Origin of the sequence: Marinimicrobium hydrolyticum (assembly GCF_030848505.1) — a bacterium.
Taxonomy (GTDB): Bacteria; Pseudomonadota; Gammaproteobacteria; order Pseudomonadales; family Cellvibrionaceae; genus JAVDDU01.
Window position 1 is genome coordinate 81,111 of record NZ_JAVDDU010000012.1, and the last position, 25,184, is coordinate 106,294.

At 55.5% G+C, this 25,184-nt stretch carries 25 protein-coding genes and 2 tRNA genes; 6 read left to right on the forward strand and 21 right to left on the reverse strand.

Features of this window, described 5'->3' with window-relative positions; all coding sequences use genetic code 11:
- The first annotated feature begins 40 nt into the window (after positions 1–40).
- Both argF and RBH33_RS16365 read left to right on the forward strand, forming a co-directional pair.
- The gene (argF, locus tag RBH33_RS16360; protein ID WP_306733290.1) at positions 41–964 is read left to right on the forward strand and encodes an ornithine carbamoyltransferase; all 924 of its coding nucleotides are present in this window, start codon (positions 41–43) and stop codon (positions 962–964) included.
- Between the two features lies 1 nt (position 965).
- Complete coding sequence (locus RBH33_RS16365) at positions 966–2,060, forward strand: ABC transporter ATP-binding protein (protein ID WP_306733291.1); 1,095 nt, start codon at positions 966–968, stop codon at positions 2,058–2,060.
- A 107-nt stretch (positions 2,061–2,167) separates the two neighbouring features.
- On the opposite strand, the gene RBH33_RS16370 is transcribed toward RBH33_RS16365, so the two are convergent.
- Positions 2,168–3,688 carry a fumarate hydratase gene (locus RBH33_RS16370; protein WP_306733292.1) on the reverse strand — a complete coding sequence of 507 codons (1,521 nt, stop codon included), beginning with the start codon at positions 3,686–3,688 and terminating at the stop codon, positions 2,168–2,170.
- A gap of 308 nt (positions 3,689–3,996) precedes the next feature.
- Between RBH33_RS16370 and RBH33_RS17780 the strand changes: the two genes are divergently transcribed.
- Positions 3,997–4,239, forward strand: a complete 243-nt coding sequence (locus RBH33_RS17780) for a Lar family restriction alleviation protein (protein WP_373568283.1) — start codon at positions 3,997–3,999, stop codon at positions 4,237–4,239.
- A 415-nt stretch (positions 4,240–4,654) separates the two neighbouring features.
- Here RBH33_RS17780 and RBH33_RS16375 read toward each other — a convergent pair whose 3' ends face one another.
- From RBH33_RS16375 to RBH33_RS16425, 11 genes are all read right to left on the reverse strand, one after another.
- Complete coding sequence (locus tag RBH33_RS16375) at positions 4,655–5,416, reverse strand: hypothetical protein (protein ID WP_306733293.1); 762 nt, start codon at positions 5,414–5,416, stop codon at positions 4,655–4,657.
- A 241-nt stretch (positions 5,417–5,657) separates the two neighbouring features.
- Positions 5,658–6,242 carry a superoxide dismutase [Fe] gene (sodB, locus tag RBH33_RS16380; RefSeq protein ID WP_306733294.1) on the reverse strand — a complete coding sequence of 195 codons (585 nt, stop codon included), beginning with the start codon at positions 6,240–6,242 and terminating at the stop codon, positions 5,658–5,660.
- A 219-nt stretch (positions 6,243–6,461) separates the two neighbouring features.
- Positions 6,462–8,108, reverse strand: coding sequence for a chaperonin GroEL (groL, locus tag RBH33_RS16385; protein WP_306733295.1), 1,647 nt, complete (start codon positions 8,106–8,108; stop codon positions 6,462–6,464).
- 60 nt (positions 8,109–8,168) lie between these two features.
- Entirely contained in the window at positions 8,169–8,459 is a 291-nt protein-coding gene (gene groES, locus RBH33_RS16390) for a co-chaperone GroES (RefSeq protein ID WP_306733296.1), read from the reverse strand.
- 208 nt (positions 8,460–8,667) lie between these two features.
- Entirely contained in the window at positions 8,668–9,129 is a 462-nt protein-coding gene (locus RBH33_RS16395) for an FxsA family protein (RefSeq protein WP_306733297.1), read from the reverse strand.
- 34 nt (positions 9,130–9,163) lie between these two features.
- Complete coding sequence (locus tag RBH33_RS16400) at positions 9,164–10,192, reverse strand: DUF481 domain-containing protein (protein ID WP_306733298.1); 1,029 nt, start codon at positions 10,190–10,192, stop codon at positions 9,164–9,166.
- Between the two features lie 291 nt (positions 10,193–10,483).
- On the reverse strand, positions 10,484–11,881 hold the full coding sequence (locus RBH33_RS16405) for an AmpG family muropeptide MFS transporter (RefSeq protein WP_306733299.1): 1,398 nt from the start codon (positions 11,879–11,881) through the stop codon (positions 10,484–10,486).
- Positions 11,882–11,953: 72 nt separating this feature from the next.
- Entirely contained in the window at positions 11,954–12,439 is a 486-nt protein-coding gene (locus RBH33_RS16410; RefSeq protein ID WP_306733300.1) for a YajQ family cyclic di-GMP-binding protein, read from the reverse strand.
- Positions 12,440–12,470: 31 nt separating this feature from the next.
- Positions 12,471–13,382, reverse strand: a complete 912-nt coding sequence (ampE, locus tag RBH33_RS16415; protein WP_306733301.1) for a regulatory signaling modulator protein AmpE — start codon at positions 13,380–13,382, stop codon at positions 12,471–12,473.
- The gene (gene ampD, locus RBH33_RS16420) at positions 13,379–13,963 is read right to left on the reverse strand and encodes a 1,6-anhydro-N-acetylmuramyl-L-alanine amidase AmpD (protein WP_306733302.1); all 585 of its coding nucleotides are present in this window, start codon (positions 13,961–13,963) and stop codon (positions 13,379–13,381) included. Before ampD ends, ampE begins: the two co-directional genes overlap by 4 nt.
- A 100-nt stretch (positions 13,964–14,063) precedes the next feature.
- Entirely contained in the window at positions 14,064–16,460 is a 2,397-nt protein-coding gene (locus RBH33_RS16425; protein ID WP_306733303.1) for a DUF1631 domain-containing protein, read from the reverse strand.
- 199 nt (positions 16,461–16,659) lie between these two features.
- Between RBH33_RS16425 and RBH33_RS16430 the strand changes: the two genes are divergently transcribed.
- On the forward strand, positions 16,660–17,187 hold the full coding sequence (locus tag RBH33_RS16430; RefSeq protein ID WP_306733304.1) for a retropepsin-like aspartic protease family protein: 528 nt from the start codon (positions 16,660–16,662) through the stop codon (positions 17,185–17,187).
- Between the two features lie 22 nt (positions 17,188–17,209).
- Positions 17,210–18,061: a carboxylating nicotinate-nucleotide diphosphorylase gene (nadC, locus tag RBH33_RS16435; protein ID WP_306733305.1), complete on the forward strand. Its 852-nt coding sequence runs from the start codon at positions 17,210–17,212 to the stop codon at positions 18,059–18,061.
- A gap of 12 nt (positions 18,062–18,073) precedes the next feature.
- Here nadC and RBH33_RS16440 read toward each other — a convergent pair whose 3' ends face one another.
- Entirely contained in the window at positions 18,074–18,910 is an 837-nt protein-coding gene (locus RBH33_RS16440) for a class I SAM-dependent methyltransferase (protein ID WP_306733306.1), read from the reverse strand.
- Between the two features lie 78 nt (positions 18,911–18,988).
- Positions 18,989–19,639, reverse strand: coding sequence for a YiaD family glycine zipper/OmpA-like lipoprotein (locus tag RBH33_RS16445; RefSeq protein WP_306733307.1), 651 nt, complete (start codon positions 19,637–19,639; stop codon positions 18,989–18,991).
- Between the two features lie 136 nt (positions 19,640–19,775).
- On the opposite strand from RBH33_RS16445, the gene RBH33_RS16450 reads away from it, so the two are divergent.
- Positions 19,776–20,288 carry a leucine-rich repeat domain-containing protein gene (locus RBH33_RS16450; RefSeq protein ID WP_306733308.1) on the forward strand — a complete coding sequence of 171 codons (513 nt, stop codon included), beginning with the start codon at positions 19,776–19,778 and terminating at the stop codon, positions 20,286–20,288.
- 7 nt (positions 20,289–20,295) lie between these two features.
- On the opposite strand, the gene RBH33_RS16455 is transcribed toward RBH33_RS16450, so the two are convergent.
- The 7 genes from RBH33_RS16455 to RBH33_RS16485 all read right to left on the reverse strand — a co-directional run bounded on the left by RBH33_RS16455 (position 20,296) and on the right by RBH33_RS16485 (position 25,013).
- Entirely contained in the window at positions 20,296–20,559 is a 264-nt protein-coding gene (locus tag RBH33_RS16455; RefSeq protein WP_306733309.1) for a PilZ domain-containing protein, read from the reverse strand.
- 81 nt (positions 20,560–20,640) lie between these two features.
- Entirely contained in the window at positions 20,641–21,399 is a 759-nt protein-coding gene (locus RBH33_RS16460; RefSeq protein ID WP_306733310.1) for an MBL fold metallo-hydrolase, read from the reverse strand.
- Positions 21,400–21,441: 42 nt separating this feature from the next.
- Positions 21,442–22,626 carry an outer membrane protein assembly factor BamC gene (bamC, locus tag RBH33_RS16465; RefSeq protein ID WP_306733311.1) on the reverse strand — a complete coding sequence of 395 codons (1,185 nt, stop codon included), beginning with the start codon at positions 22,624–22,626 and terminating at the stop codon, positions 21,442–21,444.
- A gap of 9 nt (positions 22,627–22,635) precedes the next feature.
- The gene (gene dapA / locus RBH33_RS16470; protein WP_306733312.1) at positions 22,636–23,511 is read right to left on the reverse strand and encodes a 4-hydroxy-tetrahydrodipicolinate synthase; all 876 of its coding nucleotides are present in this window, start codon (positions 23,509–23,511) and stop codon (positions 22,636–22,638) included.
- A 121-nt stretch (positions 23,512–23,632) separates the two neighbouring features.
- Positions 23,633–24,691, reverse strand: a complete 1,059-nt coding sequence (nadA, locus tag RBH33_RS16475) for a quinolinate synthase NadA (RefSeq protein WP_306733313.1) — start codon at positions 24,689–24,691, stop codon at positions 23,633–23,635.
- 126 nt (positions 24,692–24,817) lie between these two features.
- Positions 24,818–24,893: transfer RNA gene (locus RBH33_RS16480), tRNA-Lys, on the reverse strand.
- Between the two features lie 44 nt (positions 24,894–24,937).
- Positions 24,938–25,013, reverse strand: a tRNA-Lys gene (locus tag RBH33_RS16485).
- Positions 25,014–25,184 lie beyond the last annotated feature (171 nt).

The following is a 25,184-nucleotide window of genomic DNA, read 5'->3' on the forward strand; positions in this document are numbered from 1 at the left end:
CCACTGGAAAACCTCTGGCCCAAACCAAAGAGACGCCGCTATGGCACAGAACAAACCGAGACACTTTTTAACCTTGCTGGACCTGTCCCCTGCCGAGCTGCAGGCGCTGATCACGCGTGCGACCGAGCTGAAGACGCTTCAGGCCCAGGGAAAAAACCCCGCGTTGTTCGAAAACAAAGTGCTGGGCATGATTTTTGAGAAGTCCTCAACCCGCACACGCGTTTCCTTTGAAGCTGGCATGGCGCAAATGGGCGGACACGCCTTGTTTTTGTCCCCCCGCGACACCCAACTGGGTCGAGGGGAACCCATCGAAGATTCTGCGCGGGTACTGTCGCGCATGGTGGATATGGTCATGATCCGCACCTTCGCCCACGAAACCGTGGAGCGCTTTGCGGCCTATTCCAAAGTGCCCGTTATAAACGCGCTGACGGATGAGTATCATCCATGCCAGCTTCTGGCGGATATACAAACCTTTACCGAGCATCGTGGCAGCATTGACGGCAAAGCCGTGGCGTGGGTGGGTGACGGTAACAACATGTGTCAGTCCTATATTAACGCCGCGCGCCAGTGGAATTTCGAGCTGCGCATTGTCTGTCCACCCGGCTTTGAGCCACGAGCCGATTTGCTCGAACGCAATCGGGACAGAATCAAGCTGTGCAAAACACCCAAAGAAGCCGTGCAGGACAGTGACTTGGTGGTTACCGATACCTGGGCATCTATGGGGCAAGAAGATGAGAAAAAACTGCGTGAGCAGGCATTCGCAGGTTATCAGGTGAACGCCGAATTGATGAGCCACGCCCGTAGCGATGCGCTGTTTATGCATTGCCTGCCGGCTTATCGGGGCAAAGAAGTCAGTACCGAGCTGATGGATGCACCCAACGCGGTAATCTGGGAAGAAGCGGAAAACCGACTGCACGCCCAAAAAGCGCTGATCGAATTTTTGTTCACGCATCACCAGGCTTAATATGAACACCTTGTTGGACGTGAACGCCATTACTTGCGGCTACGAGGGAGAAAATGTCGTTGAAGACTTCTCCTTTGTGCTCAATGAAGGCGATATTGCCTGCTTGTTGGGGCCCAGTGGTTGTGGAAAAACGACCGTACTGAGAGCGATCGCCGGTTTCGTGCAACCCACCGCTGGCGCCATAGCCCTGCGCTCGCAAACCATTGCCTCAGCTGGTTTTTCCTTACCACCGGAAAAGCGCCGCGTGGGCATGGTATTTCAAGATTATGCTCTGTTTCCGCACTTGAACGTGTGCGATAACCTTACCTTTGGCCTCAGGGGCAAGAGTCCCCGGGAAAAGGAGCGGGTGTGCGAAGAACTTTTAGCACTGGTCAAGTTGCAGGGTTTGGGGCACCGTTTTCCCCACGAACTGTCCGGTGGACAGCAGCAGCGTATCGCACTGGCGCGCGCTCTGGCTCCAGAACCATCGCTGCTGTTAATGGACGAGCCCTTTTCCAGCCTCGATGTGGAGTTGCGCCGCTCTCTGGCTCTAGAAGTACGCCGCATCCTCAAGGCACGGGGCATGACCGCGATACTCGTGACTCACGATCAGGAAGAGGCTTTTGCAGTCGCTGACCGAATTGGCGTGGTGAACGAGGGACACATCCAACAGTGGGACACGCCGTTTAATCTTTACCATGAACCGGCCACCCGCTTCGTGGCCAATTTTATTGGTCAAGGTGTGTTTCTCACCGGATACATAAAGGGGCGCAGTAGCGTACTCACCGAGCTGGGGGAAATTACCGGCAACCGTTGTTACGACTGGGTGGACAATACGCCGGTGGAGCTGCTCTTGCGTCCCGACGATGTGATTCACGATGACAGTAGCGATAAAAAAGCCGAAGTCGTGGCCAAGGTATTTGCAGGAACAGCTACGCTCTACACCTTACAACTACCGACGGGCAGCGTAATCCAGTCCGCGTTTCCCAGCCATCATGATTACCAAGTGGGTGACCAGGTCGGCATCCGCATTGCGGCCGACCACCTGATCGTATTTCGGCGCGAAGAGCAAGCGATCGCGGGCAGTGGCTACGGGTTGGAGGCACTCTCTTCCTAACAGGGCGTTGAAAAACCACCTCGGGGCTCCCGCTTTCTCCTTGCCAACTTTTTCAAACGAGTTCGGTGTCGGCTAGGTTTCTATTCAGCGTCCCTGCTGAAGTGTATTTAGCTGACCGTGAGCACACCCTCTTCGATTTTGGCTTTCCAAATTTGTGGCCCGGTCTGATGCACCGATTCGCCGCGACTGTCCACGGCAACGGTCACAGGCATGTCCTTGACCTCAAATTCGTAAATCGCTTCCATACCCAGCTCGGGAAAACCCAATACTTTGGCTGATTTGATGGCTTGCGCCACCAGATAAGCGGCACCCCCAACGGCCATAAGATACACCGACTCATTATCCCGGATCGCCTCAATGGCAGCGGGCCCCCGCTCCGCTTTACCGATCATGCCGAGTAAACCGGTTTGCTCCAACATGGTGCGAGTAAATTTATCCATGCGCGTCGCGGTGGTGGGTCCAGCTGGGCCAACCACTTCATCGCGCACCGGGTCTACCGGACCCACGTAGTAAATAAACCGCCCGGTCATATCCACCGGCAAGGTTTCTCCACTGGCCAGCATATCCACCATTTTTTTGTGGGCAGCGTCGCGACCGGTCAGCATCTTTCCAGACAACAACAAGGTGTCTCCCGGCTGCCAGCTGGCGACGTCTTCACGGGTCACGGTGTCCAAATTGACACGGCGCACCGAGTCGCCGGCTTCCCAGGCAACCTCCGGCCAATCATCCAACGAAGGCGGTGTTTGCAGAGCCGGGCCCTCGCCGGTCAAGGTAAAGTGTGCGTGCCGAGTCGCGGCGCAGTTGGGAATGATCGCCACCGCTTTGTTGGCCGCATGGGTGGGATAATCTTTGACTTTGATATCCAACACCGTGGTCAAACCACCGAGTCCCTGGGCACCTATGCCCAATCGGTTGACCTTGTCGAACAGCTCCAGGCGCAAGGCTTCAGCGCGATTCGCGGCGCCTCTGTCCTGCAGCTCCTGAATGTCTACCGGCTCCAGGAGCGCCTCTTTGGCGAGCAACATGGCTTTTTCGGCGGTTCCACCAATACCGATACCCAACATGCCCGGCGGACACCAACCAGCGCCCATTTTGGGCACCATCTCCAACACCCAGTCAACCACTGAGTCGGACGGATTCAGCATGGCAAATTTAGTCTTGGCTTCACTACCACCGCCCTTCGCTGCCACATGCACGTCCACCGTGTTGCCGGGCACGATGTTGTAATGAATTACGGCGGGGGTGTTGTCGCCGGTGTTTTTACGGGCACCGTCGGGATCTTCCAGTATGGACGCGCGCAGCACGTTGTCCGGATGGTTGTAAGCACGACGGACGCCTTCGTTCACCATGTCCGTTAAACTCATATCGGCTTCCCACTGAACCTCCATACCCACGGTCACAAACACCGTCACAATGCCAGTATCTTGGCAAATGGGTCGGTGGCCAGTGGCGCACATACGGGAGTTGATCAGTATTTGCGCCATGGCGTCTTTGGCGGCAGGGTTAGCCTCACGCTCATACGCTTGGTGCAGAGCCTGGATAAAATCCACTGGATGGTAGTAGGAGATAAACTGAAGTGCGTCAGCGACACTATCGATTAAATCGGCTTGACGAATCACAGTAGTCATAAGTGGTTTCCCGGCAACTGGCAGCGTGAATGGAGGCGGAATTTTACCTTACTGACGCTTTTCTTGTCCTGCTTTTCAGCCATTCGTGCTAAGAGCGGCGCATAGCTTTGCAGGAAACTTGCATTCGCCGTCAAAGCCACTAAAATTGGGGCCACAGTCGCAAGGAGTAACTGCAACCGTGACTAAACCCCCGGTGGTTCTCGGGTACTGTACATTTCCAATCTATCCGCTGAAGTCCTCTTTCAGTGCAGGCAAGCTTCCCCCCTCGAAAACACACTTTCCGCACCTACCGTTTGGAGTGTTAGCCTATGGCGAGCGCAATTGAACCCTGCCCGTTCTGCTTGAGCGGGCACTTGCACATTACGCAAAACGGACCCAGCTTCTGCATTGTTTGTCAGAGCTGCAAGTCCAAGGGGCCGCATCGCAACGAGTTGGAAAATGCCATTGATCAGTGGAACCTGACCTCGCGAAAAGTAATAAGTCTTTCGGCTGGAGCCATAAATAACCAGCCCGACCTGAGGTCACCCTCATTGCGAACTGGACATCACTGAATAATATAAAGCCCGGAAAGGTTATAGGGCGTTTTGAGACTCGCTGCGCTAACCGTCACGACAGCGATTAGCGCAGCCTTCCGCGCAATCGAACTAGCTGCTTCGTAAGCAAGCTCTTGGTTCGCGCAGGGATGCGAGGAGTGCCCCGAAGCGCCGGGAGCACGCAGGGGCTGGGTCCACGGCGTTTTCGAAAAGCCTCCTGCGAATTGCCCGCAAATAACCTTACAGAGTACATCACTTGCCTAAGCTTTCGAGTCCCCATGGACGACCACAGTGAAGTGGGAAGTGTCCCGAAACACTGAGAGCGCGTGGGGACTGGGTTCACGACGTTTGCTGAACACTCACCCTGCGCGGCCCGAAGGCTTGCTTACGAAGCTTTTCCGGTTTAGCACTGAGGAATATAGATTCGAAAGCTTTACTGCTGCGCCAATTGATCTTTGAGCGCCATAAGGTCGCGGTTGATGCTACGGCGGTAGGAGTCGATAGCCGCAATGGCTTCCTCATTGGTTTCAACGCGGCTGGCCAAAGCACTCAACTGGGCGATCCGATCGCCAAACTGATCCAGCTGCTCCTCCAAGTTTTGCAGTCGCCGGCGCTGCTCATCAATAGAACCAAGCCCACCTTCCAGACTGGTTACCGCCGCTTTCACTTCAGTCAGTGACTCATTGAGCCCGGTGATTGCACTGCGAGCAGAATTAGCATTTCCACGCACTGTGCCCAGCTCGGTCTTTAAAGCCTCAATTTGCTCACGGTTGTTGTTGATGTTGCGGCGATTGGTATCGTGAGACACGCCCCATAGCTTGCGAATTTCGGAGTCCGCCCACTGAAGTTTAGCCTGCACCGCCTCGATGGAATCCACCGACTCATCGTAAGTCACATCCAGCCGGCGCTCCAGATCAGCAATACGTGCTTCTGACTGCGCCAACTCCTGCTCAGCCTCATAAAACTGCCAACCGAGATAGCCGCTGCCGGCCACGCCAGCCAGAGCCAAAAACAAGGCTACAAATACCAGGGCGCTTGAGCCAGAAGACGCTGGTGGCGGAGGTGATGGGGGGCGGGTTCCGGTAGGCCGAGCGCTCTTGGGCCGCTCGGGGCCACTGGGCTTCGGTTCCTGGCGCGCTTCGATTTCATCTTTATCCGGCGCGATTCCGGAGAGGGTAGGTTCTTTACGTTCCATAATTGTGCTGACTCTAAAAGCGGGAAAAGCCCAACGGTGCGATTTATAGCAGCTATAGGAGCAAAATTGAAGGTTCACACCACAAGCCGTCTTAAGGAACCAGACGGCTTTACTCCATAAGCGACAGGTCCATTGGCCCAGGTTGACCTGTAAGACCGGCGTAAGTGCCCTTTAGTTCAGAGACAAAAAAAACCAGGCACCGACGACGCCGGAGCCTGGTTTCTGTCAGCCGAGCGGCATCTTACTTAGCGAAGTTCTCGTTGACGAAGTCCCAGTTTACCAGAGCCCAGAAGGCCTCCATGTACTTAGGACGGGCATTGCGGTAGTCAATGTAATAGGCGTGTTCCCAGACATCAGCGGTCAGCAAAGTGGTGACGCTGTCGTCCGTCAACGGTGTTTCCGCGTTGCTGGTGTTGACGATGGCCACACTACCGTCAGACTTTTTCACCAGCCAGGTCCAACCGGAACCGAAGTTGCCGACCGCCGAGTTGGTGAACTCTTCTTTGAATTTAGCAAAAGAACCGAATGCGCTGTTGATCGCTTCCGCGACGGCGCCTTTGGCCTCACCGCCGCCGTTGGGGTTCAGGCAGTTCCAGTAAAAGGTGTGGTTCCACACCTGAGCGGCATTATTGAATACGCCGCCACTGGAGGTCTTAACCACTTCTTCAAGGCTTTTGCCTTCAAACTCGGTGCCGGGAACGGCCGCGTTAAGCTTGTCGACGTAGGTTTGGTGATGTTTGCCGTAGTGATACTCAAGGGTTTCCTCAGAGATGTGAGGTGCCAGAGCGTCTTTTGCGTAAGGCAATGCGGGTAGTTCGAAGGCCATAACGATTCTCTCCTGGATACGGTTATGAGTGTGAAGCGGCCAAGCCGCAGAGATTTTGCGTCCAACGTTCGCACAGCTGCGTTGGAGGCTATCAGCTCCAAGCGTTCAGGGAGCCTGGTGACTGTAGGAATTGCAAATTTGGGATGAGGCAGTATAGCTCACTTAAAGCACCAAAGCACTGGAGCTTGTCCAGTGCTTTGGCAGAAGGCGAACGGCAAATTACATCATGCCGCCCATGCCGCCCATACCACCCATGCCGCCCATATCTGGAGCGCCACCTTTGTCATCGTCCGGCTCGTCGGCAATCATCGCTTCGGTAGTGATCATCAAGCCGGCAATAGAACCCGCCGCCTGCAGAGCAGTACGAGTTACTTTGGCCGGGTCGAGAATACCCATCTCCAGCATGTCGCCGAATTCGCCAGTGGCCGCGTTGTAGCCGTAGGCGCCTTCGCCTTTCTTCACTTGATCAGCCACTACAGACGGCTCGGCACCGGCGTTGGCCACGATCTGGCGCAGTGGTGCTTCCATAGCGCGACGTGCGATAGAGATACCAGCGGTTTGCTCTTCGTTGTCACCCGTCAGGCCGGCAAGGGCTGCAACGGCACGCAGCAGCGCGGTACCACCACCAGGTACAACACCCTCTTCCACCGCGGCGCGTGTTGCATGCAGAGCATCTTCAACACGGGCTTTTTTCTCTTTCATTTCCATTTCGGTGGCTGCACCTACTTTGATCACAGCCACACCGCCCGCCAGTTTGGCAACACGCTCTTGTAGCTTCTCGCGATCGTAGTCGGAGCTGGTGTCTTCCATCTGGGTGCGAATCTGCTGAACACGCGCCTGGATGTCGGCGTTGTTGCCAGCGCCATCAACAATAACGGTGTTCTCTTTGGACATGGTGACACGCTTGGCGCGACCCAGGTGCTCCAAAGTGGTGTTTTCCAGGTCCAGACCAACTTCTTCTGAAATCACGGTAGCGCCGGTCAAGATGGCGATATCCTGCAACATGGCTTTGCGACGATCACCGAAGCCAGGTGCCTTACAGGCCGCAACTTTCACGATACCGCGCATGTTGTTAACCACCAGAGTGGCCAGCGCTTCGCCTTCTACGTCTTCAGCCACAATTACCAGTGGCTTGTTGGCCTTGGCAACCGCTTCCAGAGTCGGCAGGAGCTCGCGAATATTGGAGATTTTCTTGTCCACCAGCAGGATGTAAGGGTCGTCCTGCTCAACGGACATGTTGTCCTGGTTGGTGATGAAGTAGGGAGAGAGGTAACCGCGATCAAACTGCATACCTTCCACGACGTCCAGCTCGTTCTCCAGGCTGGAGCCCTCTTCCACAGTGATCACACCTTCTTTGCCCACTTTTTCCATGGCACTGGCAATCAGGGCGCCCACGTCAGCATCCGAGTTGGCGGAAATGGTACCGACCTGAGAAATGGATTTGCTGTCGGCACAAGGTTTGGCCAAGCTTTTTACTTCCGCAACGGCCGCCGTGATGGCTTTGTCGATGCCGCGCTTGATATCCATGGGGTTCATGCCCGCGGCCACGGCTTTCAGGCCTTCAGTGACAATGGCTTGCGCGAGAACGGTAGCGGTGGTGGTGCCGTCGCCAGCGTCATCAGAGGCGCGTGAAGCAACCTCCTTCACCATCTGTGCACCCATGTTTTCAAATTTGTCTTTCAGAGTGATTTCCTTGGCTACGGAAACACCATCTTTGGTGATGGTGGGAGCGCCAAAGGATTTCTCAATCACTACGTTGCGGCCTTTGGGACCGAGTGTCGCTTTTACCGCGTCGGCCAGGAGGTTAACTCCTTTGAGCATACCCTGACGGGCGCTATCGCCAAATTTCACTTGTTTCGCTGACATATTACTTTTCCTTCCAGTAAACTGTTTGAGATGTTTGGTTTAGACGATGGTTGAGGCGGATCAGAGCAGCACGGCCTTGATGTCGTTTTCGCTCAGAATAACCAGCTCTTCGCCGTCAACTTCGATGGTGTCGCTACCAGCGAACTTACCAAAAACCACCACGTCGCCCACTTTTACATCCAGGGGACGGGTTTCGCCGTTATCCAACACTCGGCCACTGCCCACCGCCAGCACTTCACCTTGGTTAGGCTTCTCTTTAGCGGAACCCGGCAACACAATGCCACCAGAGGTTTTTTGCTCTTCTTCCTTGCGGCGAACCACAACGCGATCGTGTAAAGGACGAATTTTCATGGATTTTCTTCTCCAAACTAGCGTGTTAAACACTGAATTAGCCGGGGTGACCCGGAATGATGCCTATATGGCGGCGAACCCATAGGATTCAAGGCCCGCCGCTCCGCCCCGCCCAGATACCTTTGGGCGTCAGGCTAGAACCAGCAGTGGGTAGGTTATTGGGGACAGCGGGAGGGTATTTCAACAGCTGATGGAAAAAATATGTGCTCTATTTGCGTGAGTCGGGGTCGCGGTCTAAACGCTCATCGTCGTCGCGGCGATACTCGCCTTCCAGGGTTCGACCCGACTCGGATGGGCCAGAATGCGGTGGCCATTGCTGGCTCCGGCCTAGTTTACGCAACCAGGGAGCCAACAGGCGACGACGCAAAGGAGGAATCAGGCAGGCAAAACCAACGGCATCGGTCGCAAAACCGGGGGTGAGCAGTAATACACCGGCGAGCGCCAAAATCAGGCCTTCGCCCATTTCCTGAGCAGGGACTTCTCCTGCCCTCATGCGTGCATTGGCGCGCGTGAGGGCGCTCAATCCCTGCAGGCGAATCACGGTAACACCCACCACAGCGGTGAGTACCACCAGCGCCACGGTGGGCGCGGCACCGACATACCCGCCCACATGAATGAGCAGCCAAATCTCCAGCAAAGGAATGACCAGAAACAGTACTAGCAAGCGCATAGGATCCCTTCTCCGTTACAGCTCATTGTGCAGACTACCACTCGTAATTGAGCCCGATCTGCAGGCGTGTATCTTCCCGCCTGGTGTTTTGCTGGGGACGATTGTCGACGTTGTAGTCGATTTTAACTTCCGAGTACAGGCGTGCCGCAATCATGGTACTGACCCCAGTGGACGAGGTGAGTTGCCAGTCTCCGCCAGACTCGGTGGCCAACACCATTTCACTTTTGTGAAAAAGAGACACGTTCATGGGTAGTCTGTAGCGAAAGTCCGACCCTACGCGCCAGGCGGTACGTTCTTCGCGGCGATTGAAATCCTCTGGGGGCTGATCCGGCTCTCGATAAACTTCCCCCACGTAGGCCAAACCACCCGTGAGTGACAATGCCGTTGTGGGATTCTCCCAGAACTGGAAACCGGCACCGCTGGAAAAGTTGTAGTAACGATCCAAGGCACGCAATTCGTCAGCACCGTAACGAATTTCATTGTTCAAGAACCAGCGCTCTCGAAAGAACCAGTCCAAACCGTAACGACCGCCCCATTTAACGTCGGAGGATCGGCGCTGCCTCGAATAGCTGGCGTATTCCACGCGCGCCGTGTGCCGCCAATCATGACGGCGGTACTCCACATTGGAGGTCAACACCCAGTCATCCCGAACGTCATTGCCCCGGGCGTAAATACCGGACAAGTTGATTCGACCTTTGTAGCTGTATACACCTTGAATAAAATTCTTGTAGGGGGCGATAACGGCTATTGAAACCAATGGTACCCGCCGCGGTTCTGCATCACCACCGCAGATGTAGAGCAGGTGCTCATCGTCCATACCCTCGATTAGGCACGGGGTTCTGACGCCATGAATTTTTAGAGGCTTAGTGGTGGCGATGTCGGCCACATCGGCCTTGTCCACCCTGAGAGTGCCGAACTTTGACGACGCCCAGTAGATGTGCGTCTCGTCGGCTCGCATAAACTCACCGGAGAGGCGATCACCGTTGCGCAACTCCAGAGTGCTCGCCCAACTGGGGCCGACCATCAGCAAGAGCAATAATAAATACAAGCTCTGTCGCGTCACACACGTACCTTTGAGGGCGTATTAACGATGTGCCGTAGAGGCTCATCCGCTCCGGCATTCGGCCAAGACCGGATTCTAGTCCACTGGTTAATCAGGAATAATGTCTGCGCCCGCTCAGCTAGCGCGTTCAACTGGGTAGAGAAGCGGTATTCCTTGCCCTCAGCCGGGATCTCTGGCCGTGTTATCGGTTCTTGCCTGACGGACGAAATTGTTCAGCTGGCCCGATCGCTGACGCATTTTAACATAGCCGCGATAGATGGCCAAATCAAGTAGGTCTGTAAAATCAACCTTTTACGAGACTTTTCGTGACAACACGTCAACTTCTTTAGGCGTTGAGGATAGCGGCAGGGAGGGTTTCCACATCAGATACGCCACCAATAGAATCGCGGGGACACCAATGAGTGCTACGTAAATGAAAAACAGAAAGTAATCGTGGCTTTCCACGACAACACCACTGAATCCACCAATAAATTTTCCAGGTAAAGTCATCAGCGAACTAAAAAGTGCGTATTGCGTGGCCGTATAGGCGCTGTTGACCAAGCTGGACATCCAGGCAATCAGCACCGCCATGGCCAAACCACCGCAAAAGTTGTCGCCACTGATGGTAATGATCAACATCCAAGTCTCTGGCCCGACTATTGCCATCAGTGAAAACAGCAAGTTGGTGGCCGCCGACAGCATCGCTCCCGCCAGTAAGACCGGCATGAGTCCATAACGAGGTACTAGCAGGCCTCCAATTACGCCCCCCAAAACCGTCATGGCAACACCGTAAATACCGGTGATATTGGCAATGGCGGCTCTCGAAAAGCCGGTATCCAGATAAAAGGGCATGGCCATGGCACCCATGCTGATATCAGAGATCCGGTAGGTACCCACCACCAACAGTAGCACCACGGCTTGACGGCCATAGCGCGTAAAGAAATCCACAAACGGACACACTACCGCGCCAATCAGCCAGGCGACTGTGGACCTGACGGTGGGAGGCACATGCTCGCTGCGCGCCAAATAATTCTGAACTCGCTCTTCCAGGAAAACCGCATCGGACTGGCGAGCGACCTTGGGCTCGGCCGACAAGAGGACGGTCAACATACCCACACCCATGAGTGCTGCCATGACCAGATAAACCCCCGGCCAATTCACCCAGCCCACCATATGCAGGGCCCCAGCCCCGGCCACCAGGAGAGCCATCCGGTAACTGAATACGTAAACGGCGGACATGGCGGCCTGACGCTCCGTCGAGGTCGCCTCGATGCGCCAGGCATCAATCGCCACGTCCTGAGTGGCTGACCCGAAGGCCACCAGCAGCGCAAAGATCGCGATCCAAGCTAGGTCCTGCACCGGGTCGGTCATGGCCATGCCCACCAATCCACCCGCAATCAACAATTGGGCGAGAAGCATCCAGCTGCGGCGCTTGCCCAGCAAGCGGCCCAGCAGCGGCAGCTGCACCCGATCCACCACCGGCGCCCAGAGCACCTTGATGGAATAGGTAATCCCGATCCAACTGAAAAAGCCGATGCTGGCGCGGGCTACGCCGGCCTCCGTCAACCACGCGGTGAGCGTGGTAAAAACCAGCATATAAGGCAAACCCGCGGAAAACCCCAAAAACAGCATGGAGGCCACGCGCGGGTGAAAATAAATACGTAGGGCCTGCCCCCATGAGCGACGGGGCACGGAAGGAATCTCGGACATGCAAATCTCAGTTACTTATCAGTTCACCCAGTGGGCGCCAGCATGGATGGTGCCATGCGTTGTTCGGTACGATTAATCGCGAAAATTGGAAAACTGCAAAGGCATATCGATTCCCTCTGCTTCACGCAAAGTTGCCATAACCGCCTGCAGGTCATCACGCTTTTTGCCAGTAACACGCACCTGTTCACCCTGAATCTGGGCCTGAACTTTTAGCTTGCTGTCCTTGATCATTTTGACAATTTTCTTGCACAGGTCGGACTCCAGGCCCGTACGTACGAACACTTCTTGTTTGACCTGTTTGCCGGATGCTTTGGGCTCGCGAATATCCAGACAAACGATATCAATGCCGTTTTTTAACAGTGCACCTTGAAGCACATCTAGCAGCTGCTGCACCTGGAAGTCAGCCTCAGCCGTGAGAATCACCTGGTAGTCGTTGCGCTCAATACTGGCATCAACCCCTTTAAAATCGTACCGGTTACCTATCAGGCGGCTGGCCTGATCCACAGCGTTGGTCAACGCGTGCTTGTCGACTTCAGAAACCACATCAAAGGACGGCATTGGAAACCTCGCTATTGAAACTTTTTCGTTGTCACACTAACAGGGTGACCAGTGCCAGCGCACATACCCAGAGTAGCAGAGAACGAGACAACAGGGGCAAACTGGCGTGAATCAACCGACGGCTGTGGTCGGGATCTTCCAGGGGTATTTCCAGTAATGGCTCTTCCAATCCCACGTTGGTTCCTGCGGCATCGACTTCGCCCAAAACCGCCGGCTCTCCCAGGGCTCCCAGCAATTGGCCTCTGAGGACCTGTATAGAGGGGAGCGTGAAATTCAGCGCCGTTTGCTTCCAGTGCGAAACACACGTATCAAAATTCCCCGCCATAGCCCAGGTTAACCCCATTAGGCGAACAACCGGCCACTCCAGAAGCCACACCCAGCGCTCAACAAAACGGTCCGGGGAACGCTCCCGATACAGGAGGCTCAACCGGTACAGCAGGGCACCCATCGGCCCTAAAATTACGAACCAAAACAATACCGCAAACATGCGTTCGAACCCACGGTAGCTGATCACCGCCAGCGCCTGCTGGTTAAGCGTTTGCCAGTCTTCCGCATCGGCATCGGTTCCATGGGTCACGCCACCGCGCAGCTCTTCCAGCAACTGGCTCGCCGCCACCGAGTCCTCCCGCTTGCAAGCCACTAAATAGGCTTTGACCGCAGCCGAGAAATCGCCTCGCCCGAAGCTATAGAGCAACACGGGAACGGCAATAAAAAACACCCATATGGGGGACAGCCACGCAACCAGACCCCATGTCAGCAGCCAAAGAGTCAAGCAAGGCACGAGTATGGCTGTAAGACTGTAGGCACCGGGCACTTTGTTGAGCGCCTCCACACCCTGCAGACGATCCATCCAGGCAAAAAACCAGCCGTCGCGCTGCAAGGGCGCACCCGACCCCCACCACTGAACCAGTGCCAACGCAACAATCAAACTGAGAAAAGTCATATGGGCTCTATTTTATGGTTTGTTGATAAATGCTGCTTTAGCAGTGACCGGAAATACAGCCAGTCAAAAGCTTCTCCCGGGTCGGTTTTCCGCCCTGGGGCTATGTCCTGGTGGCCGACCACTCGCTGCTCCGAAAGCGCTGGAAAACGGGATAACAGCAAAGCGGTTACCCCCGCTAAACGCTGATACTGCGCCTCAGTGTAAGCAATATCATCGCAACCCTCCAGCTCAATACCAATACTGTAGTCGTTGCAGTTAGTCACGGACTCAAAGCTTGATGCTCCCGCATGCCAGGCGCGATCGCTCAGGGAAACAAACTGGGTCAGCCCCCCATCGCGCTCAATAAACAAATGTGAGGACACACGCAAATCGGCGATGGTCGCGAAATAGGGGTCTTGCTGACTGTCGAGCTGATTGCAAAAAAACTGTTGTACACAGCCGGTGCCAAATTGCCCAGGAGGCAAGCTGATATTATGAATCACCAACAGGCTAACCACCGAACCCGCAGGACGCGGATTGAAGTTGGGAGAAGGACAAGCTTGAGCCGACGCCAGCCAGCCGTTGCGAATCTGCTCGTTCACGAAAACCCCTTATGATGATAAGGGGGATAATACAGGCAGATTAAAGAAGCGCCAACTGCCCTGGCGGACTGTTGCCGCTTCTCTGCCAACACTCACCAAATTATTTGACTCTGGCCTGACGTAAGTTGCCGATCACAGCCTCCAGGGCCCGATCGAACAACATGCTGTCATCCAGTATCCGCAGGCGCCCCTTCTTCAGGGCCAGGGCCAGCCCCTCGCGGGTCTCTTCGGCCACTTTCATGCCTGAACGGTTCACGAAAATGTATTTGCCCGTGGCTTTGATGATGGCGGCGAGTCGACAGCGATACCCCTGCCCGCTCTCATCCAGCATTTCAAACCAGCTTCCCTGGGTAATATTACCAACCAAAGCCAAGTGTTGATCGCCTTCAACCAAAGTGATCTCTTGAGCGGACTCAACCGGTTCTTGGCTCGATTGAGCGGCAACGGATGGCGCTGCCTCTTCAGGGGCGACCGCGGCAGGCTCGGGAGTTGATTCAACTGGCGTTGCTTCGGCTTCGACAGCCGCCACCACAGGAGCTTTAGAAACGGCCTCGGGAGCGGGCGCGTCAGCCTCCGTCACGGGCACAGTCACTTCTGTCGCTACTGGGGCTGGTGCAACAACTGTGGCAGCCGCCGGCTCTACGTTCGCCGGTTCCGTCTGTGCCGGTGCTACCTGGGCGCGCAAGCGCGACAGGTGCAGCGTTTCCAGCTGTTTGAACAATTGAGTCATGCTGTAAGGGTTAAAGGAGATGCCTTCCAACCCGGCACGCAGTTTGGGCAGCAGGCGAGGAACCACCCGGAGCAACTCCTTCCGATTGTTTTTATCCATGGGCGCACTGACGCTCCACACCAACTGTTCAGCGATTTCGCAGACTTGCTGCCAAGCTTCGCCATCCGCGCCCTGTTTGAGGCAGGTAATAAACATGACGTTGGCCCAGGCTTCGCGCAGCAGCTGCTCGGCCTCGACAGGGACCTGAACACCTTCGGTGATTCTGGCCAGTGCCACATTGACTTCAGCACGCGCACGCTCTGAACGGGCCTTGCCGTCCTCCGCGTCCAAAGTACGCTGCTCCAGGATTTGCGCACGCCGCTTGTCTTTCTCCAAAAATGCCCGGAAATCTTGCAGCAGCCGTTCAAAAATCCCCATGTCGGTTTCAAAGTCCGACAACACGGTTTGGACTACCGACTCCATTTTCTTATAGAGGTTGTCGGTTCTTTGGCCAGAGTCCTCGGGCCGCTCCTGCCAACCTAGAGCCGCATTGGCCATTTCGTTCAGTAGACGCCGGGCGGGATGCCCACCTTTACTGAAAAAGGACTTGTCCGCGATAGCCACCTTTACCATGGGTATCTGTAACCGCCCCAAAAGCGCTTTCATGGGGGCAGCCAGGTTCCGGTCATCGAGAATAAATTCAAACATCATACTGACCAGGTTGATGACGTCCTCGTCAACCTGATTGATGTGTTGATCTCTTTGCCCACCCAGCAGACCGTTTAGTAAGGCACGTACATTCACGGTTTGCGCGCCGCTGGCTACCGGTGCAGGTGCTTGTTGTTGAGCTTGAGACAAGAGCCTGACCAAATCGTCTGTTTGCAGCACCTCTCCGCCGCCGCTGCCGCCAACGCCGTGAGCCTGACCCTGCTCAGCTCCACCAAGCAGATCGCGTAAGGTAAGCAACACTTCGTTAGTGTGGGCGTCCTGCCGAACCTCTCCACCAGACTGAGCGTTATTAACGCTGGCACCGGCACCATAGGCAGTACCAGAGGGGCCTTTCTTGATACGCGGGGCGCGGGTCAATGAAGGCAATATATTGGCTTCGATCAGAAGTTGATTCAGCCCCTGGTACAGGCTCCCCAGTTGCGTCATTACCTGCTTGTCGAACAATTTGAACAGAACCAGCTTGGCCTTGACGTCTATGCGCGAGGTCTTGGCAGCCTCGGTAAACGCGTGGCAAATAACATTGGCGCCTAGAGGGTTATTTTTTTGATAAACCTTAACCGGTACCAGGTGGTCAATGCGCATGATCAAGTGCTGAATTGGCTCAGCAAACTCATCGTTGGCCTTATTGACCATCCCTTCGGTCGCTACCAACTCCTCCAGCTCGTCGTTCTGCACCAGAGACAGCTCGTCCACCGATATATCATCGCCCGTGGAATACTCCTCTTTGTGCGCCTGGGGATCCAGGAGCTGGGCGAAGGCTATATCGATACGGCGAAAAAAGGTCGCCTCCATGGTCCGGCGACGCAACCGCACTTCGCGCATGGAGTCGAAGTAGAGGTTTTGTTCCTGATTGTTTGTGGATTGATCGGCGAGTTCAAAGAGTGCGTCGTCGGCTTTGTCGAAAAGCTCACGTAAACGCATCTGTAGCTGTTGCCGAGCTTTATCGCGCAGAGAGTGCATGGCGGCAGGCAGGCGGGTAAGCGCCACGGCGGCCATGCGATCGGGCTTGGGTTTGAGGGGTACGACGTTTTCTTGTCCGGACGGATTGCTTTCACTCATGGCGATGTACCGTGGTCTATGACCGGCGAAATGGCTGTCTGCCAGGAATTATAGCCAAGGCCAAGACACATCCCAGAAGCAAATGGTAATATCGAGATGCCCATCACAATTTCGATTAACTTGTTATTTTTCTTAGAGTTTTTTTTCTCGAAAAATAAAATAACCGGCCATTAACGGTATAAGACATCGACGCAAATATATGACTCTGCCCTCCCCTCCCGGCCACAAGATCGGTCGAATAATGCTGGTACTGGCCTGGTTGGCTGCGCTGGGTTTACTCACCCTCTACTTCAACGCGCGGGAGCAGAAACAACTCAACCCCAACCGTCAGCCTGGGGGTTTTTCGGACCTTGACGTGACTGAAGTGGTACTGGAGCGCAACCGCGCTGGCCACTACGTAGCCAGTGGAACAATCAACGGCGAAGCGACTGTTTTTCTGTTGGACACTGGGGCCACAGACGTGGTGGTTAGCCAGGATTTGGCTGAGCGCATAGGCCTCAGAGCTGGGGCCCGCCATTACGCACAAACTGCCAACGGACGCATTCAAGTGCGGTCTACGCGTCTCGATAGCCTTGAATTGGGCAAAATCACCCTGCGCGACGTTAGTGCCAGTATTAACCCCGCCATGAGTGGAAACCAAGTACTTTTAGGTATGAGCGCACTGCAGCAGGTAGAATTCACCCAGCGGGGCAATCAACTGACCCTGCGCTACTACCACACCGATTGATTTTGCCTTTGGAGCCAACCCCATGCCCCTAGTCTCTGCAGACTTGATGGACGCCATACGCCATGGCGTCTCCCAGGCCCTGGACGAGGACATTGGCAGCGGTGATATTACCGCACAGCTGATCCCAGCCTCACACAGTGCCAAAGCCACCGTCATTACACGCGAAGCGTGCTGCTTCTGTGGCCGGCTTTGGGTAGAGGAGGTGTTCCGTCAGTTGGACGAAGCGGTGCAAATTCACTGGCAGGTGGCTGACGGTGATAAGGTGGCCGCCAACACGGTGCTATTCACCTTACAGGGCCCAGCCCGAAGCCTGCTCACCGGCGAGCGAACGGCACTGAATTTTGTGCAAACGCTGTCTGGCACGGCCACCATCAGCGCCCATTACGCTGGTTTAATCGCCAGCACCGAGGTGCAATTGTTGGACACGCGCAAAACTCTACCGGGGCTGCGCTTAGCGCAAAAATACGCTGTCACTTGCGGTGGCTGCCACAACCATCGTGTGGGCCTGTTTGATGCATTTTTGATCAAGGAAAATCACATCGCCGCTTGTGGCGGTATTGATCTGGCCGTGGCGGCCGCGCGGGAGCTCGCCCCCGGCAAGCCGGTGGAAGTGGAGGTGGAATCCCTGGAGGAATTACAGCTTGCGCTGAGTGCCAAGGCAGACATCGTGATGTTGGACAATTTTACCTTGACTGATCTGCGCGCGGCTGTGGCACTGAACGAGGGTCGAGCCAAGCTTGAAGCATCGGGCAATGTGACTGAGGAGACGCTGCCTGAGCTGGCGGCAACGGGTGTGGATTACATTTCCATCGGTGCACTGACCAAACACTGCCGCGCTATAGATCTATCCATGCGTCTTGAAGTGCTGAGTTAAGAATAGCCGCCATTAGCTATCCGCCGAAGGCTCTGTGCTGCCGAGGGATTCGGGAAATTTGCACAGGGCATAAACATCAAACCGGCTGGTTTTTCCGGCAAGTTGATAGGAGGGCTCCCGCCCGGCCAGAAATGGCGCTTTGCGGGAACGCTTTACCACCACCCGGTAGCGGGCCTTGTCCAGCGCTGCCACCAACAACGTATCGGCGTCCTCGTCTTTACCCACCAACTGATGGAAAGCGCGCATTTCCTTTTTCACCTCAGCACTCTTCTGGCGCTCGGGAAACATAGGATCCAGGTAAATAACATCAGGCGCTTCGGTAAGTTGCTGCACATAGTCAGCACCATCCATATGCACAAGCTCCATCCGGCTCAGAATCGCTCGCAGTTCCGGGTCGTGCGCCGCCATACATCCACGCCGTAAACCGTCCTCCAGCAACAGATGGACCAGCGGCGAACGTTCAACCATTGTTAATCGAGAGCCCAGGCTTGCCAGTACAAAGGCATCGCGCCCCAGGCCGGCCGTTAGATCCACGATGTGCGGATAAATACCGGCTTTGATGCCCACGGCCTTGGCGATCATTTGCCCTTTGCCGCCCCCGAATTTGCGCCGATGATCAACACTGCCACTGGCAAATTCGGCACGTACCGGGCCCGGCGCTTTGGCGCCGGTCTGCTGTACCGATAAACCCTGAGCGTCACACACGAGAGTGAAGTCCAGATCGTGTACATCTTTGGGTTCCACCCCCATTAACAGCGGGCACTCTAGACGTCGCGCCACTTGCGCCGCTTGATCGCGGCTTCCGGTATCGTTGCAAACCACCGCTACACCAGGAAATGAAGACGTCATGGGGCTCGATATCCTAATCGTAATGGGTATAAAAAAACCGCCCGAGTTACCTCGGGCGGTTTCGGGGTCACCACAATGTTACTCGACGGGGACCAGCTCCAACTCTACCCGGCGGTTCTCTTGCCGTCCTTCTGCGGTTGCGTTGGTGGCCACGGGGTAGCGCGGACCGAAGCCATAAGTTTCCATGCGCATACGGCTCACATCGCGCGCAGCCAGATAATCGGCAACGCTTTGGGCCCGATTTTCACTCAGAGTCTGATTGAGCTGAGCGCTACCCGTGGAGTCCGTATGGCCACTGACCACTACGATGGTTTGGTTAAACTCATTTACCACTTTGGCGACTGAGTTCAAGACCGGGTAAAACTCGGAGCGGATCTCGTGGCGACCGGTGGCGAAGGTAATGTTTCCGGGCATTACCAAGTAAAGCTTGTCGCCTTCACGACGCACCTGCACCCCTGTGCCCTGAAGCTCTTCGCGCAGTTTGGCCTCCTGACGGTCCATGTAGTAACCCACGCCACCACCGATAGCACCACCAGCCACCGCGCCCGTCAAAGCTCCACGAGCCCGGTCAGATCGGCTGGCGCTGGCCGCGCCGATCACTGCACCGGCCACTGCGCCTATACCGGCCCCCGTGGCGGTACGGCTGGCCTTGTCTTCACCCGTGTAAGGATCGGTGGTCGCACAGGCCGTTAAAAATACAATCGCACAAAGCACAACTAGGTATTTCATTGTCAATCCTCTATATGAACTTAAGATCTCTTTTTTGTTAAAACTTGGTGTTTGCTACCGCTGGCAATTTAATTTTGAGCCTGCCAAGATGGACACCAGAATAGTACAAATGTGACTCCAAAAGATAGGCCGCTTTATGCAGAAGAACTACTTTTTTGCCAGCATGGGGGCGCTATTATGCAGCCTTATGCTGACCGCATGTGCCGACTATTCGTTCCATATAAACGAACGGACTGTTTATACCCCCCCACCCTTATTCAAGGACTACAAGCTCGCCGATCGCGCCCTGCACAGGTGTGTTGAACAAACCATTAAGGACAATAGTATTACCGCTGCCGAGCAGCTTAACCGCCTCAACTGCAGCAGCGCCGGAATTGAATCGCTGGAAGGGCTGGAGCGCTTCAGGCACATCAGTGAGCTCAACCTAGCCAACAATCAATTGACCGACGTGGAGCAGCTGCGCCGTTTGTCCCGGTTGGAAGTGCTTATACTCAGAGAAAACCAGTTGCAATCGGCGGCGCCGCTGTTGAGCCTGGTTCACCTTGCGCGGGCTGATTTAAGTGACAATCCGGATTTGCCCTGCGGGGATGCACGCCAGTTGGCCAACCAAGCGGAAGGTACTGTCGTGCTTCCCGAACAGTGCCGATAAGATTGGATTAGACGAACATCAAGCCGATGGTGTTGCGAAACTGGTGCACGACCTTCATCGGCACAGGCTCAACATTTATGGGTCCTACGGCTTTTCTGAACCGGACCATAACTTCTGTGCCCACAGGTGGGTTAGGTTGACGTTCAATCTGCACCAAGGCTCCACCATCGGAAATATCTTTGGCGAAACCGATGATGGTGCCAAAGCTGGGGTTGGCAATCTCAACCCGAATTGATGTGGATGTACGTTCAAACTGACGGCGTTCGATCACAGAGATCTCCTTTTTCGGTGCCCGCACTGCGCAGGATAGCCAAGCCCTACTCCAAATACCATCGATAGAAACGGCCAGCACTCAGAGTACACTAAGCCAACCAAAGCCACGCTCTTGGCATGCGTAAGTCACCTTTTGCACTTGGGCAGTGACTGGGCCGAGGACGGACCTGGCCAATTCCACACTGTTGTTTTTCTCACTGATGTGCGCCATCACAAGGTGACGCAATCGAGCACAATCCATTCGCTCCAAAAACCCCGCCGCCTGCTGGTTGCTCAAATGCCCCCAGGGACCGCCGACACGGCGCTTAAGCGCTGGCGGATATTCACCGGAGGCCAGCATGACCGGGTCGTGGTTAGATTCCAAAATCATGGCATCGCAATCTTGATAGCAGGCCTCAACGTGTGGGGTGATACTACCCAAATCCGTCAGAAGGCCCAAACGCCGCTCTTGGTAGTCAAACACAAACTGTGCGGGCTCCCGGGCGTCGTGTGGCACGGCCACCGGGGTCACGCGTAAACCTTCAAGGGCGAACGATGTGTAACCGTGAATCAGGCGCAAATCCGGCAGCTCACCCAGGTCTCGCGCATGATAGGTTCCCGGTGTCATATACACGGGCAGCTGATAGCGGCGCGCCAAGGGTGCTACGCCTTTTATATGGTCGCTGTGCTCATGAGTGACGAGAATGGCTGTCAACTGGTCGGGGGTCATGGCTAGGCGCGCCAGGCGCGCCACCGTTTCACGGATGCTGAATCCGCAATCCACCAGCAGGGCGCCGGAGTCCCAAGCCACCAGGGTGGCGTTACCGCGACTGCCACTGCCGAGGGAAGCAAAACGCATAGCTGGTCGATCCCTAGATTGTCAGATTATTGAGTATCAGCCTTAGATCAAATTTTGCCGCACGATAGTCAACAATTCCCGGGCGCGACGTGGCGCTATTTTGCGCCCGTAAGGGTCGCGCATACGAGCTTCCACACCATTATCGGTAAAGCTGAGCACCAACAAGTAACCAGGGGCGTCTGGACGGGCGCGCTCCGCTTCACTGGCCCGGGCTTCGGGCACGGAATCGTAGGGTTCAGGTAGACGCTCCAGAAGTTGCTCCAACCGGTAAGGCGAGGTGGGCGTAGGCTTGGGTTTATTGAGCCCAAACAAACGGGCAAACCGGCCTCGCTCACGAGTTTCTGGTTTTTGATACGCCACGTAAATCACGCCGGCGCTAACTTTACTGTCGAGGGTGGTAAAGCCCTGTTGCTGGGTGGCATGAGATAAATTGGCGAGCGCCCGTTCGCGATTCAACAGCAACGTCAGAACTGGCTCACCATCTCTCATACTCAGATCAGATTTGGCACTGCCACCAATGGCCTGCGCCACCAGCGAGGTGCCACCCACGGCGGCAATTTGCTCGGAAGCCAAATTCTGGGCCAGCTCTTCGACCAGCCAGTGTTCCCGCTCTCGACTGATAGAGCGGCTCGGCCAGCCGGTTGCTTCTGCAGCCTCTTCGCGAGACATACCCATATGCACCACGTGAATTTCGCTCGAGTCCGGCTGTACACCCCGGTCAATACGGAGTTGGAAGCGGTGAACCTCATCGGGATCTTCATTGAAAGAGATCCAGCCGGTTTCCAGTATGCCTTGATTGATATCCGTGCGGGCGACCCGCAATTGATTCGAAGACAGGAAATTGCTCACCTGCGGCCAAACTTGACCTGGCTGCACATTGACCAAAATCCATTGATCATCGCCCAGGCGCTGTATTCTTACCCGCTCTTCCATGGCATTAAACGCCAAGGCTCGAGGGCGTGGGGCCCTAAACCGATCGGTATCTTCGACAAAGCTGAGATCGTCGTCCGTCAGTGGCGGTACCACATACAACTCACCAGGCGCCTCGCTGTTCAAGTGCGGAGGGACTTTCAGAGGCGCTAAACTATCGGCCTTGAGATAGTCATCTTCGCGATTACGGAAATAGCCATCATCGCCAAAAAATACACCACAGCCGGTGAGGGTCAGACTGAACGCCGCCAAGACCCCATAAAAAAATCGCGTTTGTTTAACTGTCATTATTGTCATGAAAAATCTCTATAGCAGCCCGGCGTTTCGCAGAGCGGTGTCAACCTGAGCGTGATACTGTTCCGCCAAAGGCGTCATGGGCAGGCGAATACCTGCCGGAATCAGTCCCATTTGTGCCAGAGCCCATTTCACGGGAATGGGGTTGGCCTCCAGAAACATGGCCCGATGCAGAGGCATTAACTCCTCATTCAGGGCCCGTGCCGCCTCGGCGTTCTTGGCGATGGCTAACTCACACATACGAGCCATCGTGCTGGGTACGACATTCGCGGTGACGGAAATATCCCCTTGCCCACCCAAAAGCATCAATTCCACCGCCGTGGCATCGTCACCAGAGATCACAATGAAGTCTTCGGCCGATTGCTCGATAAGCGTTTTGGCCCGGACCATGTCTCCGGTGGCCTCTTTGATACCGATGATATTGTCCACCTCAGCTAGGCGAAGTACGGTTTCGGGGAGCATATCGACGCCGGTACGAGCGGGTACGTTATAAAGCAGCTGAGGAATCGGCACCTGTTCCGCAATGTACTTGTGAAACTGGTACAAACCTTCCTGGGTAGGCCGGTTGTAGTAAGGAGTTACCAACAGACAGGCGTCGGCACCCGCTTGACGAGCGCCTTCGGTCAGCTCCATGGCCTCGGCTACCGAGTTAGCCCCAGTGCCAGCCACGACGGGGATGCGGCCCCCGACCTGCTCCACAACGGCATTGATGACCGCCAGGTGTTCTTCCACGCTTAGCGTGGCCGACTCCCCCGTGGTCCCCACAGCAACAATGCCGTGGGTGCCCTGTTCCAGATGCCAGTCCACCAAATTACGCAGGCTGGCCCAGTCCAGAGAGTTATCAGGAGCCATTGGGGTCACCAGCGCGACCATACTGCCTTGAATCATTAAAAGAGTGCTCCGACCAAATCGTTGGACTCGCAAGCCCTAACGTAAACAAAGGCGCAATGGTACTGAGAGGCGCGACCCGGTACAAGTTCGGCGCCACCCACAGCCAAATGCATGTGTGTTATTTTTTGAAATCCAGCATTCGCTGCAGAGGAATCATTGCCCGGCGCCCGAGGTCAGGGTCCACATGGATCTCATTGTCAGTGCGGTCAAACACGTTGGCGAGATTTTCCAGCGCATTCATAGCCATCCAGGGGCAACTGGCACAGCTGCGGCAAGTGGCACCACTGCCAGCGGTGGGCGCGACGTAAAACGTTTTGTCCGGACACAGCTGTTGCATCTTGTACAAAATGCCCTGGTCCGTGGCCACAATAAATTCTTTGTTGGGCAGCGTTTGCGCCGCCCGAATCAGCTGTGAGGTAGAACCGGCCACATCCGCCAGGGCCACCACTGCGTCGGGCGATTCGGGGTGAACCAACACCGCAGCCTCGGGGTGCAGTGCCTTTAGATCCTCCAGGCCGCGAGCCTTAAACTCCTCATGCACAATGCACGCCCCGTCCCACAGCAGTATGTCGGCTCCGGTTTGTTTTTGAACGTAGTGGCCCAGGTGTTTATCTGGAGCCCAGAGGATTTTCTCACCGCGGCGGTCCAGATAATCCACCACATCCAGGGCAATACTGGAAGTAACCACCCAGTCAGCCCGGGCTTTCACGGCGGCCGAGGTATTGGCGTACACGACCACGGTGCGATCAGAGTGTTGGTCACAAAAGTCAGAGAATTCGTCGGCGGGACAACCGAGGTCCAGAGAGCAGGTGGCCTCCAGAGTGGGCATAAGCACGCGCTTGTGAGGCGTGAGGATCTTGGCGGTTTCGCCCATGAACTTCACCCCCGCCACCACTAACGTATCGGCGCTGTGCTCTTTGCCGAAGCGGGCCATTTCCAGAGAATCGGCCACACAGCCACCCGTTTCTTCCGCGAGAGCCTGTATCAGTGGGTCAGTGTAGTAGTGAGCCACCAATACAGCGTTATTACGCTGTAATTGTTCAGTGATGCGCTGGCGGTAATGCCGCTCTTGTTCCGGGGTATATTGGGGCGCGCTCCAGGCCCGATCCAAATGCTCGCGCACCAGCGCGTTAGCAGCTGAAGACGCCGGCTCGGAAATCAGTTTGTCGGCAGTCATGGACGGGGCACCTCTCAAGAACGTAACTGGCAAGAACGTAGCTGGCAATTTTACCATAGACCGCGGCTCTGGCCTCAAAATCCCATCCTGGGGCGTGCGTTAGTAAATTGGGGGACTGCAGGGAAATGGTGGGTCGTGCTGGATTCGAACCAGCGACCAATTGGTTAAAAGCCAACTGCTCTACCAACTGAGCTAACGACCCAAACTGGCTTGCGAGCGCCGCGCCGGAGCACAGCAGAACAAAGGTGGTGGGTCGTGCTGGATTCGAACCAGCGACCAATTGGTTAAAAGCCAACTGCTCTACCAACTGAGCTAACGACCCAAAAGAGGCGCGTATGATAAAGATTTAGTCAAAAAAAACAAGCGCTTTCTGGTTTTGAGGACAGAAAAAAGCGGCTTTGTGTGATTACTCCGGAATCCAGGAAAGGATACATAGCTGGATAGCTTCGTAAGCAAGTCCAAGGCCGCGCAGGGTGAGTGTTCAGCAAGCCTC

What these genes read in the sequence shown, in the direction of transcription:
- RBH33_RS17780 (WP_373568283.1), top strand. Translation starts at nt 3,997, where the DNA reads ATGGCGAGCGCAATTGAACCCTGCCCGTTCTGCTTGAGCGGGCACTTG.
- RBH33_RS16405 (WP_306733299.1), bottom strand. Translation starts at nt 11,881, where the DNA reads ATGTCCGAGATTCCTTCCGTGCCCCGTCGCTCATGGGGGCAGGCCCTA.
- RBH33_RS16460 (WP_306733310.1), bottom strand. Translation starts at nt 21,399, where the DNA reads ATGCGTTTTGCTTCCCTCGGCAGTGGCAGTCGCGGTAACGCCACCCTG.
- nadA (WP_306733313.1), bottom strand. Translation starts at nt 24,691, where the DNA reads ATGACTGCCGACAAACTGATTTCCGAGCCGGCGTCTTCAGCTGCTAAC.
- RBH33_RS16370 (WP_306733292.1), bottom strand. Translation starts at nt 3,688, where the DNA reads ATGACTACTGTGATTCGTCAAGCCGATTTAATCGATAGTGTCGCTGAC.
- argF (WP_306733290.1), top strand. Translation starts at nt 41, where the DNA reads ATGGCACAGAACAAACCGAGACACTTTTTAACCTTGCTGGACCTGTCC.
- RBH33_RS16375 (WP_306733293.1), bottom strand. Translation starts at nt 5,416, where the DNA reads ATGGAACGTAAAGAACCTACCCTCTCCGGAATCGCGCCGGATAAAGAT.
- RBH33_RS16410 (WP_306733300.1), bottom strand. Translation starts at nt 12,439, where the DNA reads ATGCCGTCCTTTGATGTGGTTTCTGAAGTCGACAAGCACGCGTTGACC.
- bamC (WP_306733311.1), bottom strand. Translation starts at nt 22,626, where the DNA reads ATGACAATAATGACAGTTAAACAAACGCGATTTTTTTATGGGGTCTTG.
- RBH33_RS16430 (WP_306733304.1), top strand. Translation starts at nt 16,660, where the DNA reads ATGACTCTGCCCTCCCCTCCCGGCCACAAGATCGGTCGAATAATGCTG.
- dapA (WP_306733312.1), bottom strand. Translation starts at nt 23,511, where the DNA reads ATGATTCAAGGCAGTATGGTCGCGCTGGTGACCCCAATGGCTCCTGAT.
- RBH33_RS16425 (WP_306733303.1), bottom strand. Translation starts at nt 16,460, where the DNA reads ATGAGTGAAAGCAATCCGTCCGGACAAGAAAACGTCGTACCCCTCAAA.
- ampE (WP_306733301.1), bottom strand. Translation starts at nt 13,382, where the DNA reads ATGACTTTTCTCAGTTTGATTGTTGCGTTGGCACTGGTTCAGTGGTGG.
- RBH33_RS16395 (WP_306733297.1), bottom strand. Translation starts at nt 9,129, where the DNA reads ATGCGCTTGCTAGTACTGTTTCTGGTCATTCCTTTGCTGGAGATTTGG.
- RBH33_RS16365 (WP_306733291.1), top strand. Translation starts at nt 966, where the DNA reads ATGAACACCTTGTTGGACGTGAACGCCATTACTTGCGGCTACGAGGGA.
- RBH33_RS16450 (WP_306733308.1), top strand. Translation starts at nt 19,776, where the DNA reads ATGCAGAAGAACTACTTTTTTGCCAGCATGGGGGCGCTATTATGCAGC.
- sodB (WP_306733294.1), bottom strand. Translation starts at nt 6,242, where the DNA reads ATGGCCTTCGAACTACCCGCATTGCCTTACGCAAAAGACGCTCTGGCA.
- RBH33_RS16440 (WP_306733306.1), bottom strand. Translation starts at nt 18,910, where the DNA reads ATGACGTCTTCATTTCCTGGTGTAGCGGTGGTTTGCAACGATACCGGA.
- nadC (WP_306733305.1), top strand. Translation starts at nt 17,210, where the DNA reads ATGCCCCTAGTCTCTGCAGACTTGATGGACGCCATACGCCATGGCGTC.
- groL (WP_306733295.1), bottom strand. Translation starts at nt 8,108, where the DNA reads ATGTCAGCGAAACAAGTGAAATTTGGCGATAGCGCCCGTCAGGGTATG.
- RBH33_RS16445 (WP_306733307.1), bottom strand. Translation starts at nt 19,639, where the DNA reads ATGAAATACCTAGTTGTGCTTTGTGCGATTGTATTTTTAACGGCCTGT.
- groES (WP_306733296.1), bottom strand. Translation starts at nt 8,459, where the DNA reads ATGAAAATTCGTCCTTTACACGATCGCGTTGTGGTTCGCCGCAAGGAA.